The 16,071-nt window shown below is 61.3% G+C and carries 13 protein-coding genes; 10 read left to right on the top strand and 3 right to left on the bottom strand.

Going from position 1 to position 16,071, the window contains the following annotated elements; translation table 11 throughout:
* Window positions 1–56 precede the first annotated feature (56 nt).
* From dusB to hflX, 7 genes are all read left to right on the top strand, one after another.
* Window positions 57–1,100, top strand: a complete 1,044-nt coding sequence (dusB, locus tag ACZ1JV_RS18140) for a tRNA dihydrouridine synthase DusB (protein WP_465135198.1) — start codon at window positions 57–59, stop codon at window positions 1,098–1,100.
* Window positions 1,097–2,236: a two-component system sensor histidine kinase NtrB gene (locus tag ACZ1JV_RS18135; protein ID WP_465149922.1), complete on the top strand. Its 1,140-nt coding sequence runs from the start codon at window positions 1,097–1,099 to the stop codon at window positions 2,234–2,236. The genes dusB and ACZ1JV_RS18135 overlap by 4 nt, the downstream gene beginning before the upstream one ends.
* On the top strand, window positions 2,233–3,672 hold the full coding sequence (locus ACZ1JV_RS18130) for a sigma-54-dependent transcriptional regulator (RefSeq protein WP_465149921.1): 1,440 nt from the start codon (window positions 2,233–2,235) through the stop codon (window positions 3,670–3,672). Before ACZ1JV_RS18135 ends, ACZ1JV_RS18130 begins: the two co-directional genes overlap by 4 nt.
* A 60-nt stretch (window positions 3,673–3,732) precedes the next feature.
* The gene (locus ACZ1JV_RS18125; RefSeq protein WP_465149920.1) at window positions 3,733–5,961 is read left to right on the top strand and encodes a sensor histidine kinase; all 2,229 of its coding nucleotides are present in this window, start codon (window positions 3,733–3,735) and stop codon (window positions 5,959–5,961) included.
* 58 nt (window positions 5,962–6,019) lie between these two features.
* Complete coding sequence (gene ntrX / locus ACZ1JV_RS18120; protein ID WP_465149919.1) at window positions 6,020–7,417, top strand: nitrogen assimilation response regulator NtrX; 1,398 nt, start codon at window positions 6,020–6,022, stop codon at window positions 7,415–7,417.
* 197 nt (window positions 7,418–7,614) lie between these two features.
* Window positions 7,615–8,190, top strand: coding sequence for an RNA chaperone Hfq (gene hfq / locus ACZ1JV_RS18115; RefSeq protein WP_395333116.1), 576 nt, complete (start codon window positions 7,615–7,617; stop codon window positions 8,188–8,190).
* Window positions 8,191–8,206: 16 nt separating this feature from the next.
* Window positions 8,207–9,544 (top strand): GTPase HflX, encoded by a 1,338-nt coding sequence (hflX, locus tag ACZ1JV_RS18110; protein WP_465149918.1) that lies wholly within the window; start codon window positions 8,207–8,209, stop codon window positions 9,542–9,544.
* Here the strand turns inward: hflX and mazG are convergent.
* Window positions 9,521–10,306 carry a nucleoside triphosphate pyrophosphohydrolase gene (gene mazG, locus ACZ1JV_RS18105; RefSeq protein ID WP_465149917.1) on the bottom strand — a complete coding sequence of 262 codons (786 nt, stop codon included), beginning with the start codon at window positions 10,304–10,306 and terminating at the stop codon, window positions 9,521–9,523. The two genes, hflX and mazG, sit on opposite strands and share 24 nt — an antisense overlap.
* A 217-nt stretch (window positions 10,307–10,523) precedes the next feature.
* Between mazG and ACZ1JV_RS18100 the strand changes: the two genes are divergently transcribed.
* From ACZ1JV_RS18100 to ACZ1JV_RS18090, 3 genes are read left to right on the top strand one after another with little or no spacing between them, the layout of a single operon-like run.
* The gene (locus tag ACZ1JV_RS18100) at window positions 10,524–11,738 is read left to right on the top strand and encodes a tyrosine-type recombinase/integrase (RefSeq protein WP_465149916.1); all 1,215 of its coding nucleotides are present in this window, start codon (window positions 10,524–10,526) and stop codon (window positions 11,736–11,738) included.
* Window positions 11,735–13,861: a tyrosine-type recombinase/integrase gene (locus ACZ1JV_RS18095; protein ID WP_465149915.1), complete on the top strand. Its 2,127-nt coding sequence runs from the start codon at window positions 11,735–11,737 to the stop codon at window positions 13,859–13,861. The genes ACZ1JV_RS18100 and ACZ1JV_RS18095 overlap by 4 nt, the downstream gene beginning before the upstream one ends.
* Window positions 13,861–14,310: a DUF6262 family protein gene (locus ACZ1JV_RS18090; RefSeq protein WP_465149914.1), complete on the top strand. Its 450-nt coding sequence runs from the start codon at window positions 13,861–13,863 to the stop codon at window positions 14,308–14,310. The genes ACZ1JV_RS18095 and ACZ1JV_RS18090 overlap by 1 nt, the downstream gene beginning before the upstream one ends.
* Here the strand turns inward: ACZ1JV_RS18090 and arsH are convergent.
* Window positions 14,284–15,042: an arsenical resistance protein ArsH gene (arsH, locus tag ACZ1JV_RS18085; RefSeq protein ID WP_465149913.1), complete on the bottom strand. Its 759-nt coding sequence runs from the start codon at window positions 15,040–15,042 to the stop codon at window positions 14,284–14,286. The genes ACZ1JV_RS18090 and arsH overlap by 27 nt on opposite strands.
* Window positions 15,039–16,067 carry an ACR3 family arsenite efflux transporter gene (arsB, locus tag ACZ1JV_RS18080; RefSeq protein ID WP_465149912.1) on the bottom strand — a complete coding sequence of 343 codons (1,029 nt, stop codon included), beginning with the start codon at window positions 16,065–16,067 and terminating at the stop codon, window positions 15,039–15,041. Before arsB ends, arsH begins: the two co-directional genes overlap by 4 nt.
* Window positions 16,068–16,071: the final 4 nt, after the last annotated feature.

Raw genomic sequence — 16,071 nt, 5'->3', positions numbered from 1 at the left:
GCATGTCGCGTTTTTTGGGCACGCGGCGCTTTCCAGGCAGATTCTTGAGCACGCATATGAACGAACTTCCTACTCCTCCGGCCATGAAGCCGATCGAAGTCGGCCCGGTGCGGATCGACTGCCCGGTCGTGCTCGCGCCGATGACCGGGGTTTCGGACCTTCCGTTCCGCCGCATGGTGCGCAGCTTCGGCTCCGGCCTCAACGTCACCGAGATGATTGCCAGCCCGGCGGCCATTCGTGAAACGCGCGTGTCGCTTCAGAAGGCTATGTGGGATCCGGTAGAGGACCCGGTCTCGATGCAGCTTGTCGGCTGCGATCCCGAACAAATGGGCGAAGCGGCCAAACTGGTCGAAGATCGCGGTGCGGCCATCGTCGATATCAACATGGGCTGCCCGGTGCGTAAGGTCGTTACCGGTGATGCAGGCTCGGCATTGATGCGGGATATCCCGCTGGCGACCCGCCTGATCGAGGCGACGGTGAAGGCCGTGAAGGTGCCCGTCACCGTCAAGATGCGCATGGGCTGGTGCCATGATAGCCTGAACGCCCCCGAACTCGCGCGCATTGCCGAGGATCTGGGCGCGAAGATGATCACCGTTCACGGTCGCACCCGCAACCAGATGTACAAGGGCTCCGCCGATTGGGCCTTCGTGCGCAGCGTGAAGGAGGCGGTGTCTATCCCGGTCATCGTCAATGGCGATATCTGCGGGATCGACGATGCCGCCAAGGCGCTGGAGCAATCCGGCGCCGATGGCCTGATGATCGGGCGCGGTGCCTACGGCAAGCCCTGGGCGCTGGCTCAGGTGATGCAGTGGTGGCGCGGCAACGGCCTGATGGTCGAACCGGGCTTCGGTGCGCAGTACGAAATCATTCGCGAGCATTACGAAGAGATGCTCAGCCACTATGGCCGCGAAACCGGCGTGAAGATGGCGCGTAAGCATCTGGGTTGGTACGTCCGCGGTATTCGCGGCTCGGCGGAGTTCAGAAACCACGTGAACTTCATCGACGATCCCGATCGCGTTCTTGCCGAACTCGCCGAATTCTACGCCCCTTACCGGGACGAGCCGGCCGAAGCGAACACCCTGCAACGCCGGGCGGCATGAACGCCACGCCGGCTAGTGCAAGGCCGGAGACCGCACGCCCGGACATCGGCAAGCTTATGGCGAGCCTGCCGCTTGCGGTGGCCGTGCTGGAACCGGGCCTGCGGATTGCGTCGCTCAACCAGGCGGCGGAACAATTCTTCGGCCAGTCCCAGCGCCGGCTTGTCGGCAGCCGGCTGAACGACGTCATGACGGTGCCGGATGCGCGCCTGCTGGAGCGTCTGGCCGATTACGAAACGCCGGTTTCCGCCCGCGAAGTCACGGTTTCCATTCGCGGTCGCGGCGTGCGGCGGATCGACATCAACGTGGCGCCAGTAGCCGATACGCCGGGCTGGCAGGTGCTGACGATCCACGACAACAGCGCAACCGATGCGCTGGGCGACGATTCGGGCAGTGCCGACAATGCCATGCTGCGCGGCCCCGAAATCATGGCGCACGAGATCAAGAACCCGCTTGCGGGGATCCGCGGCGCCGCCCAGCTTCTGGCCCGCAACGCCAGCGAGCGCGATCTTCCGCTGACTGAACTGATCACGTCCGAAGTCGACCGCATCGCCAATCTTATCGAGCGTATGCAAAAGCTTTCGCGCCGTACCGCCCCCCCGGTCGAGCCCTGCAACCTGCATGAGGCAGCCCGGCGCGCGATCGACGTGCTTTCGGTGGCGCAGGAAAAGGCAAGCACGGTTCGCATCGTCGAGGAATTCGACCCTTCATTGCCTGCCGTGCTGGGCAGCCCGGATGCGTTGGTGCAGGTCATCATCAACCTCATCGCCAATGCGCGGGAAGCCTGCCAGACCGAAGCCGAGCCGCGCGTCACCATCCGCACGCGCTTCGCCAGTGGGCTTCAGCTTCACACCACCGATTCGGGGGAGCCCGTGCGGCTTCCAGTCGAACTGCGCGTCACCGACAATGGCCCCGGCGTCGATACGGCGATGCGCGACCATATTTTCGAGCCCTTCGTCACCACCAAGAAGGCGGGGCAGGGGCTTGGGCTGCCGCTGGTGCGCAAGCTCGTTCGCGACATGAACGGGCGCATCACGCATGAGCGCGACGAGGAGGCTGGGCTGACGCATTTCCGCGTGCACCTGCCGCTCGCACGCGAAACCCGTGGCCGGGTGAGCAGGAGGAAGGTCGCATCATGAGTGTTCTGCTGGTCGAGGACGACCTCTCGATCGCCATCGTCATCACTGCGGCGCTTGAAGCGGAAGGCTTCGACGTCGTCCATTGCCAGACCATCAGTGAGCGGGACCGGCTGCTGGACGAAGACAGCTTCGACGCACTGGTAACCGACGTAATGCTGCCCGATGGGGACGGGATCGAGACGATCGATCGCGTGCGCAGCGCGCATCCGGCGATGCCGATCATCATCCTCTCGGCCCAGAACACGCTCGACACTGCCGTGCGCGCCAGCGACACCGGGGCCTTCGAATATTTCCCGAAACCTTTCGACATCGACGAACTTGCCCGCACCGTCCGCCAGGCCGCCGGTGCGGGGAAGGAACTCTCCAGCCTCGGTGACGAGCCACTGGGCGACGGTCTGCCTCTCGTCGGGCGCAGTTTGGCCATGCAGACGGTGTTTCGCATGATCACCCGTGTTCTGCGCAATGACCTGACCGTGCTGATCCTGGGCGAATCGGGTACCGGCAAGGAACTGGTGGCAGAAGCGATCCACAATCTGGGCCACCGACGGGGCGGCCCGTTCATCGCCGTCAACACCGCCGCGATTCCCGCCGATCTGATCGAAAGCGAACTATTCGGGCATGAGAAGGGCGCCTTCACAGGCGCTGTCGCCCGGCATGTCGGCAAGTTCGAACAGGCATCGGGCGGCACGCTGTTTCTGGACGAGATCGGCGACATGCCGATGCAGGCGCAGACCCGCCTGCTGCGCGCGCTGCAATCCGGCACCGTGCGGCGCGTTGGCGGGCGTGAGGAAGTGCGGCTTGACGTCCGCATCGTGGCGGCGACCAACAAGGATCTCGAACCCGAGATCGCCGCTGGCCGCTTCCGCGAGGATCTCTATTATCGCCTCAACGTCGTGCCCATAAACATGCCGCCGCTGCGCGAACGCCGCGACGACATCGACGTGCTGGCGCGCCACTTCCTCCAGCTTGCGGCCGGGGAGGGGCTGCCGCGCCGTCAGTTGAGCACGGAAGCAGCGCAATTGCTTGCCCGCCAGCCATGGCGGGGCAATGTGCGCGAACTCAAGAACTTCATCTATCGCGCGGCGCTGCTGGCGCGCGAAGACATGATCGACCATGAAACTGCGCAATCCCTGCTTGCCCCTGAAGGCCCGGCAGTTACCGGCACCTTGACCGACGGCGAAAGCTGGGCCGTTGCCGAAGGCGATGGAATCGCGGATGCCGTTTCGCGTTGGCTGGCGGCCGAGCGTCCGGCCGCAGGCACTATCTATGAGGCGGCCGTTGCTGCATTCGAGCGACCGCTATTTTCCGAAGTGCTGCGCGAAACCGGCGGCAACCAGCTGCGGGCGGCGCAGGCATTGGGCATTAATCGCAACACCTTGCGCAAGCGGCTCAGCGAGTTGGCGCTCGACCCCGAGGAATTCACTCGTCGTTCATGAGCACACCTTGATGGTTTTGCTCTTGCAAATCGGCAACACTGGCGTTGTAACTGGGCCACGATGATAGAAACAAGGGTCCGCAAGCGCGCATGGCCGCGTTGGTGGCGGCGTGTCCAGATCGCGGCACGCCGGGCGAATTTCTTTGCCGTAATGGAAGTGGTCTCGGGCCTGGCCTTCGTGGTCATGTCCGCGGCGACCTGGATGGCGCTCGACAATGGCGGCGACAAGCGCACGCTGCTGCCGTCGAACCTTACCGCCACCCTGCTGATCGGCACCTTGGTGCCGGCAATGGCAATCTTGGTGCTGTTCGGCCGTCGCATGGCCCTGCGCCGCGCCGCCGAACATATCGGCGGCACCGGCCAGATGCACGTGCGCATGGTGTTCATCTTCTCGCTGATCGCCGCCGTGCCCACCTTGCTGGTCGTGGTCTTCGCATCGTGGCTATTCCAGTCCGGCGTGGAGTTCTGGTTTTCCGATACTTCGCGCGGGCTATTGGAAAACGCGAATAAACTGGCACGAGGCTACTATGAGCAGACGCAGCGCGATGTGGGTTATGAATCGGTGGCTATGGCGCAGGATACGCGCCTCATGCTGGGCGAATATCCCGTTGCCAGTCGTGAGTTTCAAGCTTTCTTCGCCGATCAGGTCTTCCGCCGGAACCTGTCCGTTGCCGCGCTGATCCAAGTCGCGCAGGACGGCAGCCAGCGCACGCCAATTATCGTCGATCCGGATGGTAAATCCGACGCCAAGCGGATCGTGCCGGAAGTGCAGGAAAGGCTGCAGAAGGGCGAACCCTATGTCGTCACGTCCGATGCCAACCGCATTGTCGCGGCGGTGCCGGTGGAGCGGCAAGCGGGCGTCTATCTTTACGCCGCCCGAAGTAACGACCTGCTGGCACTGAGCCAGGGCCAGCGCGCCGAAAATGCAGAGAATATCGTGCAGGCTTATGAAGAACTGACAAGTCGCGCCCGCGTTTATCAGCTTCGCTTCAACATAGCGCTGTTCATCGCCTCTCTCGCACTGGTCGGCCTGGCGGTATGGTTCGCACTCCGCTTCGCAGACCGACAGGTCAAGCCGCTCTACGAATTGGTTGATGCGGCACGGACGGTTGGCAGCGGCAACTTTGCCCTACGCCTGGAAGGCCGTACCGGCGCGGATGAGATTGGCCTGCTCAACCGTGCGTTCAACCGCATGACCGCACAACTCGAAAAGCAGACGCAGGCATTGTTGGGGGCCAACCGTCAGCTTCATGAGCGCCGTGTGTTCATTGAGGCCGTCCTGGAATCGGTGACATCTGGGATTATCTCGCTCGACAACCAGGGCCGGATCCTGCTGATGAACAGCACGGCGCTCAAGTTGTTGACCGATCTTCCGCAAGTGCCGGAAGAAATGCCAGTTGCCGATCTGGCGCCCCAGTTCGCAGCCCTGATCGATCAGAACAGCACGGGCGGTCTGGTCCAGTATCACCGCAAGGGCGATCTGCTGACTTTCGCGGTCAAGGTGACTCGCGATGCCACCGGCCACGTGTTGACGTTCGAGGATATTACCCGGCAGCTTCTGGACCAGCGCACTGCGGCTTGGTCTGACGTAGCGCGCCGCATTGCGCACGAGATCAAGAACCCGCTGACGCCGATCCAACTGGCGACGGAGCGGCTTAGCCGCCGTTACCGCAAACAGATCGTCGATAACCCTGAACTTTTCGAGGATCTTACGCGTACGATCATCCGGCAGGTGGGCGATCTGCGCAAGATGGTGGACGAATTCTCGTCCTTCGCACGCTTGCCCAAGCCGGTTTTCCGGGCGGAAGATCCAGTGGCTTTGACCCGTCAGGCGCTATTCCTGCAGGAAGTCGCCCGGCCGGACATCGGTTTCAGCTTCGGCAGCGACCCGGCTATCGGCACCATCGATTGCGATCGCCATCAGTTCGGTCAGGCGATGACCAACGTTCTGAAAAACGCGGTCGAAGCGATCGAGGCCAAGGCCAAGGACGCGCCCGAGGATTTTCGCGGCGCCGTCACCGTGGCAGTGGAAGCATTGCCCGAGGCGATCCTCGTGCGCATTGCGGACAATGGCATCGGCCTGAGCCAGGATCGTGAAAGGATCATCGAACCCTATGTCACCACGCGTGAAAAGGGCACCGGCCTCGGCCTCGCCATCGTTAACAAGATCATCGAGGAACACGGGGGTGAAATGCAGTTCCTCCCCACTCCGGGCGGCGGAACCACAGTGACCATGCGGTTCGCAACCGACCCAACAGCCCAGGCCCGCAAGGCGGAGGCGGCCGAATGATCCAGACGCGCCTTCCGCTTTCGCCTTCCCATCCATTCAAGTCCAAGAAGATGAAGTAATGGCTCTCGAAATCCTGATCGTCGACGACGAACGCGATATCCGCGAACTGGTTGCGGGCGTGCTGAGCGACGAAGGCTACGAATGCCGCACCGCCGGCGACAGCGAGGCGGCGCTGGCCGCTATCGATGCCCGCAGGCCGTCGCTGGTGCTGCTGGACGTATGGCTGCACGGCAGTCCGATGGACGGGCTGGAAGTGCTGGATGCGATCAAGGCGCGCGAGCCAGCGCTACCCGTGATCATCTTCTCCGGCCACGGCAATATCGATACCGCAGTGGCAGCGATCAGCCGCGGCGCCGTCGACTTCATCGAGAAGCCGTTCGAAGCTGAAAAGTTGCTGCATCTGGTCGAGCGTGCCACCGAAACGGAACGCCTGCGCCGCGAAAACGCGCAGCTCCGTTCGGACTTCACCACGGGTGAGGAATTCACCGGATCCAGCGGCGCAATCAATCAGGTCCGCGCGACACTGAAGCGCGTGGCCAACACTGGCAGTCGCCTGCTGATCACCGGCCCGGCCGGATCAGGCAAGGAAGTGGCCGCACGCCTGCTCCACGCTTGGAGCGCGCGCGCGGACGGTGCTTTCGTCAGCGTCAATTCGGCCCGGATCACGCCCGAACGCTTCGAACAGGAACTGTTCGGCGAGGAAAGCGACGGTGCGCTGGTTCGCCCCGGTCTTCTGGAAATGGCGGACGGCGGCACGCTTTACTTTGACGAAGTGGCTGACATGCCGCTTTCCACGCAGGCCCGCATCCTACGGGTGCTGACCGATCAGGCGTTCGTACGCGTTGGCGGCACCCGCCAGATCCGCGTGGATGTACGCGTGGTTTCCTCCACCTCGCGTGATCTCGAAAAAGAGATTGCGGAGCGGCGTTTCCGCGAGGACCTGTTCTACCGCCTCAACGTCGTGCCTGTTTCGATCCCGGCACTGCGCGAAAGGCGCGACGACATTCCCTCGCTGATCGATCATTTCTTCGCCCGCTACGCCAACGAGCAGGGTGTCGCCCCGCCGCATGTCAGTGCCGAGGCGATGACCGCGCTGCAGGCCTACGAATGGCCGGGCAACGTCCGCCAGCTTCGCAACGTGGTCGAACGCACGGTGATCATGGCCCCGCGTGAGAAGCTGTCGCGGATCGAGGTTGACATGTTGCCGCCCGAAATCTTCGCCAACCGCGCAGGCGGGGAGGCGGGTATTTCGGTGATGATGAGCGCCCCGCTGCGCGAAGCGCGCGAAACCTTCGAGCGAGAGTATCTGCGCCTCCAGATACGCCGTTTTTCAGGAAACATCTCGAAAACCGCGTCTTTCATCGGCATGGAGCGCTCGGCCCTGCACCGCAAGCTGAAGCTGCTAGGCATGGCCGAACGAAGAGAGGGCGATCCGGAGGGCGACGACGAAATCTAACCGCCAGGTCGCGCGCTAAGGACTAAGGGATTTCCCCAATTTCCCGCATGTGACCGGCGATGTCATGCTCCTGCTACATTTTTCGCGTTTACTGCACTGCAGCAAGTCGATAGATTTTGATTCGAGAACGGTCACCGCCATCGGGCGGGGCCAGATCGCGGACTGCATGAGCAGCCGCCAAAAAAAGGAGCATGAACATGGCTGGCCGCACGCTTACCGCGCGTCCTCGTCCCACGCCGCCCCCCGCGGAAGAAACGCTTGCACCGCCGCCGGTGGCTGCAGGTACTTCGGCAAGCAAGGGGCAGAACCTCCAGGACCAGTTCCTGAACCTCCTTCGCAAGAACAAGATTCCCGTCACCATGTTCCTGGTGAAGGGCGTCAAGCTGCAGGGCATCGTCACCTGGTTCGATAACTTCTCGATCCTGCTCCGCCGCGATGGTCAATCGCAGCTTGTCTACAAGCACGCGATTTCGACGATCATGCCGTCGACCCCGATCGACGCGCGCCAGTTCTCGAACGGTGCTGAAAACGCCAAGAAGACGCGCGTGCTGCAGGACGTGTTCCTTTCCAGCATCCGCAATGCCGGCGTGCAGGTCACGATGTTCCTGATCAATGGCGTCATGCTTCAGGGCCGCGTCGCGGCTTATGACCTGTTCTGCATGCTCCTCGAGCGTGAAGGCTATGTCCAGCTTGCGTACAAGCATGCCGTTTCCACGATTCAGCCCGTGACTCCGGTCGACCTTCAGGCGCATGAAGAAGCCGACGAAGACTGAGCAAAGCTGAATAAAATTGAACGAAGAACTTAAGGGCGAGGTCACGCGCGGCGCGCGTGCCCTCGTCGTCTATCCGCAAATGCGGGGTCGGAGCGATCTGGACCCCGAGGCCCGGCTTGAGGAAGCGAAGGGCCTTGCCCTGGCGATTGGCCTCGTTGTGGCGGAAGCCTTGGCCATCCCCATCCGCGAACCGCGCGCCGGCACGCTTTTCGGCGAAGGCCAGATCCAGAACATCGGCGTTGCCTGTGAACTGAACGAGGCCGAACTGATCATCGTCGACGGTTCGCTGTCGGCGATCCAGCAGCGCAACCTTGAGGAAAAGCTTAAGCGCAAGGTGATCGACCGCACCGGTCTGATCTTGGAAATCTTTGGTGAGCGCGCGGCGACTGCCGAAGGTCGCCTGCAAGTCGAACTGGCGCATCTCGATTATCAGGCCGGCCGTCTTGTACGCAGCTGGACCCACCTTGAACGTCAGCGCGGCGGCTTCGGCTTCCTTGGCGGTCCGGGCGAAACGCAGATCGAGGCCGACCGGCGCTTGATCCGCGATCGCATGGCCAAGATCCGCCGCGAACTGGAACAGGTGCGGCGCACCCGCGGGCTTCACCGCGATCGGCGCGAAAAGGCACCTTGGCCGATCGTGGCGCTCGTCGGCTATACGAACGCAGGAAAGTCCACTCTTTTCAATTACCTGACGGGTGCCGAAGTGATGGCGCAGGATCTCCTGTTCGCCACTCTGGACCCGACGATGCGTGGCATTCGCGTGCCCGGTATCGAAAAGGCGATCCTGTCGGATACCGTGGGGTTCATTTCGGACCTGCCGACCCAGCTCGTCGCGGCTTTCCGCGCGACGCTGGAGGAAGTGACTGCGGCGGACCTGATCCTGCACGTTCGTGACATCGCGAATCCCGATACCGAAGCGCAAAAACGCCAGGTGCTCGACGTGCTGGCGGACCTTGGCGTTCTGGGCAGTGGCGAGGAGGACGGGGACGAAGCGCCTGAACCCGCGATCCCGATGATCGAGGTCTGGAACAAATGGGATTTGCTCGATCCCGATCAGGCGGAGGAACTGCGCGAAGCGATCGCCAACCGCGTTGGCGAAACGATCGTACCGATTTCTGCACTGACGGGCATGGGCTGCGGGGCGCTACTCGACACGGTTGGCCAGTCGCTTACCGAGGATTCCAAGCTCTACAGCTTCGTCCTGCCGGCGGCGGACGGTCAGCGCATCGCCTTTTTACATGCCCGCGGCGAAGTCGTTTCCGAAGACGACGCGGGCGAGGGTGAGGAGGGGCCGCTGCTCCGGCTCCAGGTGCGCCTGTCAGATCGCGAACTAGGCCGTTTCAGCGCGCTCTGATGCCTTGACCGCCTGCCAATAGGCTTCCTGCTCGTCCAGCGAGAGCGCCGCGAAATCCTGGCCATCCCTGGTTGCGAAAGCTTCCATGGCCCGGAAGCGGCGTTCGAACTTGGCATTGGCAGCGCGCAGGGCGTCTTCGGGCGCAATTCCGTTGAGGCGCACGAGGTTGACGGCGGCGAACAGAAGGTCGCCGGCTTCCTCAAGCTTGTCGGTATCCGACGCTTCGGCCAGTTCGATGACCTCTTCAGCCACCTTTTCGGCAGCACCGCTGGGATCCGGCCAGTCGAATCCGACGCGAGCCGCACGTTTCTGCAGCTTTTCCGCACGCATCAATGCCGGAAGCGAGATTGCCACACCGTCGACGGCGCTCGTTTCGCCTTTGCTGGCGCGTTCCTTGGCCTTGAGCTTTTCCCAGCGTTCGGTCTGGGCATCGCCGGAGGTCTCATCGCCGAAGATATGCGGATGGCGCGCCTCCAGCTTGTCCGAAATGGCCGACGCCACATCGGCAAAGGCGAAGTGGCCGAGTTCCTCCGCCATGCGGGCATGGAACACGACCTGAAGCAGAAGATCACCTAGCTCACCACGCAGATCGGCAAGATCGTCGCGCGCGATGGCGTCGGCAACCTCGTAGGCTTCCTCGATCGTGTAGGGCGCGATGGTCGAGAAATCCTGCGCACGGTCCCATTCGCAACCCGAAACCGGATCGCGCAGACGCGCCATGATGCCGAGAAGACGATCGATCTGATGATGGTGCTGGGTCATTCCTGCCGGGATTCGAAGTGGATGGGGCTCGCGGTCTATAGCGGCAGGGATCGCGGGACGCACGCTTGCCGTGCGTAGGGCGCGTCGACATGCCTCAAAGCAAGATTGATAATATGTATTATGTTAATAGCGACACCGCAGGTGTCCATGTAAACTGTGTCCACTGTGGACGCACCACGGCTTGTCTGAGCGCTGGACACGCCGCACAATCCGTAGCGTGTCCACTCTGAACGAAGCGCCTTTGCTCCACCTTGCTCGCATCGAATTGCCCGATGGTCGCCGGTCGTTCACTGTACTGGACGATGATGGTGAAATCGTCGACGGGCTTCGCCGGTGGATCGTGCACCTCGAACAGACAAATGCCTCGCCGAACACCATCTGCGCCTACGTTCGGCACGTCGTCGATCTTGCAAACTATCTTTCGGCCCATGGTGCCAGTTTGGCCGAGATCAGCGTTTCGCTCTACGATAGCTTTCTCGCATGGCGCGTTGCGGCGCGAAAAGCAGCACTGCCGAGCCCGAAACTCGTTTTGTTCCGAAAGCCTGAAATCCGGCAACTAGCACCGACGAGCCGCAACCAGATCCAGCTCGCGGTCAAATCCTTCTTTCGCTTTGCCAATGGCACTGACGACTTCTCGATCGACTCTCGAGACCTGACCAAGGCCTTTGACGGACACAGGCTCTACAAACCGTTCTTGGAGCATATCAGCCAAAGACGGAATACGCGCAGGAAAGACCGATACCTGTCCGGCGATCTCGGCCGAGTGGAACAACAGGTCTTGAATAAGCGCCTGGAACCCCCGGATGTCCTGCGTCTCATAGAGGCCTGCAAACTGGTTCGCGATGCGTTCCTTGTCGTGCTGCTTTACAACACGGGGATTAGGATTGGCGAGGCGCTTGGATTGCGCAACGTCGACATCGATCTGGCCGAGAAAGTCGTCTGGATCGTGCCTCGAACCGACAATACCAACGGTGCGCGGGCCAAATCTGGTCGCACGCGCGGTGTGCCCGTCCATGACTACGTGCTCAACATGTATGTCGATTACCTTACCAGCAACGAGTATCTCCCGGCCTTTGAGGCTGGCAGCGAGTATGTGTTTGCCAACGTCAAGGCCGGGGTCATCGGTCGGGCCATGAGTTTATCCTATGGACAAAAACTCAAGGAGTTGCTCGAGCACCGTACGGGCATCAAGTTCCACTGGCATATGTTCCGGCATAGCCACGCCTCGGAAGCCATCGCCGACGGATACAGCTTACTCGAAGTGGCGGATCGCCTCGGCCATGCCAGCCCGCAAACCACAGCGACATTCTATCAGCACCTGTTCGCTTCAGAGATCCGGAAGCTCTATCTCACAGGCCCCGAGCAGGTGCAGGCGCGCTTGAGCGACATTCGAGACGTCAATCTGATCGGAAAGGATTTGCGGTGGTTATGAGCCCCCTCGCCCTCGCCGGCGGCACTCCCGATGATATCGATCGGTATAATAGTTGGCTCGAACGCAAATTGGAAACCTTGTCCCCATCTCTCGTTTCTTGCGATACCTGGGACGACCAAATGATGGCCGAGGTCTTCGGTCACCCGTGGCTCTGCCCGTCCTTTGCGAAGATGCGATTGAGTTCCGCGGCTCGCCTTTTGACTAATGAAATCAAAAGCTTTCTTGTCGCATCGGTGCAAGACGATAGGAAAGCCGATGCGAATTGGTTTATGCGGCGCATTCCCGTCGTTGAGTTTCTATCCGAAGAAGGTGCAAATTTGCTGGATAACTTTGGCGCTGACTGCTTGGCCGCCATTCCGCGTCCAAATTTTCTCCCACTCTACGATACCTCCAGAGCGTCCAGCGCGACGCACAACCCGGAACTCCTTGAAGCCTACTGCGGTTGGTACGCCGGGCGCTACAAGCGCCGGAGATTACGCCAAACACGGGATTGGGTTCGAGAAAATGAGATCGTAAGCGGCGAATTCTATGCGCCCGAAATACAACTGTTCGGCGACGTTCACCGCTTCTCGATCATCAATCGCGCCCAGATGAAGCCAATCACGGAGCGCGATATCATACTCTTCAACGATGTATTCAATGAGGAAGATACCCGCTTCCGCGACCGCCAGCGTCGCAGCGACCAATATATCAACCTGACTTTCTTCGAGCCTTGGTTGAGGCCCTTGATTAGGGCATTCCTGCTCGACAAGATCACAAACGATGGATTGGCGCCCGGCACGGTCCAGACTGGCGCAATGACCCAGCTTCGGCGCTTCGGGCGCTTTCTCCATGAGCAGCAGATTCACTCACCTCAGCGCGTCGATGAGACTGTCGTGGAGCGCTTCCTCGCATGGGGCAACAATCTCAGCTTCAAGGGCAAGAACTGGTACACCGATATCGTCCAGCTTTTGCGCGCAGCGCCAATCCTCCTTCCTGACGAGTGGCCGCAAATTGCGCTGGACCGGCGGGCCACACGGCGCATCCGTTACAAGCAAGCGCCTGACGATCCGCGGAATCGACTCTACGCGTCTCGAGAAGGTGCAAACCGTGCGGCGTCCCCAGCTGCGATCGCCGGGATCATGTCGAAGCTTCACCTGCTGCCGGCACCAATCCCCACCATCTTCAAGCTGGGCGTCGCGACCGGTGCAAGAGCGGAGGATTTACACGCCCTGCTCTTCGAATGCCTCCGCCCCGATCCGCACGATCCCCGCTTAATGATCCTCACGTTTTGGCAAAATAAGGTCAGTCGCTGGAACTCCAAGCCCTTGCTGCTCTCTGATCCCCATCATCAAGCCGTAGTGTCAGCGATTGAGGAGCAGCGGGAAATGGTCCGCCAAAAACATGGTCGGCAAACGAAATATCTCTTCCCAGCCTTCTACGGGAAGAAGGAAGTGTTCCTCGATCAGGCATGGTCACATCAGGAATTGAAGAAGCTATGCATTGAACACCAGATCGTGGATGAGGAAGGCGTCGCGTTCGAGTTCAGCTGGCATCCAATCCGACATCATCGTGGAACCCAGATGGCGTCCGAAGGACATGATATTCTGAGCATCATGTTCGAGCTGGGGCACGCATCGCCGGATATGGCATCCATGTACGTGAACAAACGCCTCGAACTCAAAAAGAACGCGCTCCTTAGAAAGGGCGGCGGCAAATTCTATACGATTGAGGGACAGGTCGACGAGACAGTCAGCGACCTTCTCGTCCGTAAGGAGGCAATGGTCGCAACTCGGGTCTGCGGCGGCGCCTGCACTTTGCCAGGTCAGGTCGGGGAATGGTGCGAACACGCGCACGCCTGCTTGACCTGCAAATTCTTCCGAGCGGATAGCGACGATGTGGATCACTTCCGCTGCGAACGCAGCCAGCTCTACAGCACCATCGAGGTCCTGGAACAGGAAGCGTGCGACTATGAGCAAAATGGCCAAAATCGGATGGCCTCGATTACGCGCAAGAGACTGCAGCGAAATAAGGATGCGGTGCAGAACACCGACACAATCATTCGATCGATCGAGGAGGACGGGCGCTATGCCGGGCAGCAACCACGCTACAAGCCAGCAGCTACCCAACAGGAGCTGTTGTAGTGAGTTCTGATGGGGATCTGCGCCTTGCAACCCTTGAGGAAGCGAGGCGTCGGCGGAGTTCGGAAAAACGAACGGCGGTTGAAGACGCCATTAAGCGCCTGCATGAAAGCAAGGTGGCAGTGACGTTCGTATCGGTCGCCCGCGAAGCTAAGGTCAGCCGGCAGTATCTCTATAACAACTTCGCCGATGAAATCGGCGTCGAACGCACCGAAACCCGAGCAGAAACCAAGGTGATCGATGGAAAGCGCGTACCACTGCGTACTCCAGAGGAGTATCGCCATATCGAAGCGGCATTACGCAACAAAATCGACCGCCTGGAAGCCGAGTTGAAGGGGGCCCGGGCAGAGGCCGCCAGATGCAGGACCGTCGCTGAACGAGAGCGCGGCAAATCCGAGCATTGGCGGCAACTGTACACCACCGTGTTAGCGCGACGGAACGGCGGAGCCTGATAAAGCAATCGCGCTGTGGTCGGCGGCGGAATCTAGCGGCACTCCCACCTCCTTCCGCTCGGAGTAACGGTCGACGAGTTGCGCCGCGTGCGGACGCATCAGCACGGTGAAGCGCACCAGTTCCTCCATCACATCGACGATCCGCTCGTAATAGCTCGAGGCCCGCATCCGACCGTCTTCGTCGAACTCCTTGTACGCCATCGCCACCGAGGACTGATTGGGAATCGTGAACATGCGCATCCAACGGCCCAGCAGGCGCAGCGAATTGACGGCATTGAAGGACTGCGAACCGCCGGACACCTGCATGACTGCAAGCGTGCGGCCCTGCGTTGGCCGCATCCCGCGCATCTGGAGCGGCAGATGATCGATCTGCGTCTTCATGATGCCGCTGATCTGGCCGTGCCGCTCCGGACTGCACCAGACCATGCCTTCCGACCAGAGCGCATGCTCACGCAGTTCATGCACGGCCGGGTGGTCGTCTCCCGCTATCTGATCGGGGAGCGGCAGGTCGCTAGGATCGAAAATCCGCGTCTCGGCGCCGAAGAATTGCAGCAGGCGCGCCGCCTCTTCCACGGCGAGACGTGAGAACGAGCGTTCTCGCAGCGAGCCGTAAAGCAGCAGGATGCGCGGAGGCGGTTGGTCCGGGCCAAGGCCAGCGGCGGGACGAGCCAGTGCGAAAGCCTTGTCAAAAGCAGGAAGATCATCGGGAGCGGCGAGTTCACGAAGTCTCATGCGGGGATGCCTTTCTCGTACCAAGGCCTGGTCCGCTTCACCAAGGCGACGATCGACAGCATCACCGGCACTTCGACCAGCACGCCCACGACCGTTGCCAGCGCGGCGCCGGAACTGAGGCCAAAGAGACTGATGGCGGCGGCCACAGCCAGTTCGAAGAAGTTGGAGGCACCGATCAGAGCCGAAGGACCGGCGACGCACCATGCCACGCCGAAACGGCGGCTGAGCCAATAGGCGATGCCGGCATTGAGATAGACCTGAAACAGGATCGGCACGGCAATCAACGCGATCACCAGTGGCTGCCGGATGATCTGCTCGCCCTGAAAGCCGAACAGCAGCACCAGCGTCAGCAGCAGGCTGGCAAGGCTGATCGGACCAATAGCGGACAGGAAATGCTGCAACCGCTTCTCACCGCCGCGAAGGAGTGCGCGGCGGAGCAGTTGCGAGATGACGACCGGGGCGACGATGTAGAGCGCCACCGACAGCGCCAACGTGCTCCACGGCACGGTAATCGATGCCACGCCGAGCAACAGCCCGACGAGCGGCGCGAAGGCGAAGACCATGATCAGGTCGTTCAGCGCCACTTGGCTCAAGGTATAGTTCGCCTCACCGTCGACGAGGTTGGACCAGACGAAGACCATCGCGGTGCAAGGCGCTGCAGCCAGCAGGATCAGCCCGGCAATGTAGGACGACGATGCGCCGTTAGGCAGCATTGGCGTGAATAAATAGCCGAGGAAGAACGTGCCGAGCAGCGCCATCGAAAATGGCTTGATCGCCCAGTTCACCACCAGAGTGACGCCGATGCCGCGCCAGTGCTGCCGAAGGCTATGGATTGCTCCGAAATCGACCCGCAGCAGCATCGGGATGATCATCAGCCAGATCAGGCCTGCCACCACGAGGTTGACGTTGGCGATCTCCAGCGCTGCGATCGCCTCGAAGGCGCCCGGCAGCAAGTGGCCGAGACCGATCCCGACTACGATGCACAGGGCGACCCACAGCGAGAGATAGCGCTCGAAAAGCGACATGGTC

Source organism: Novosphingobium sp. BL-S-19 (genome assembly GCF_055521675.1).
This window is presented reverse-complemented; position numbering and strand designations above follow the sequence as displayed.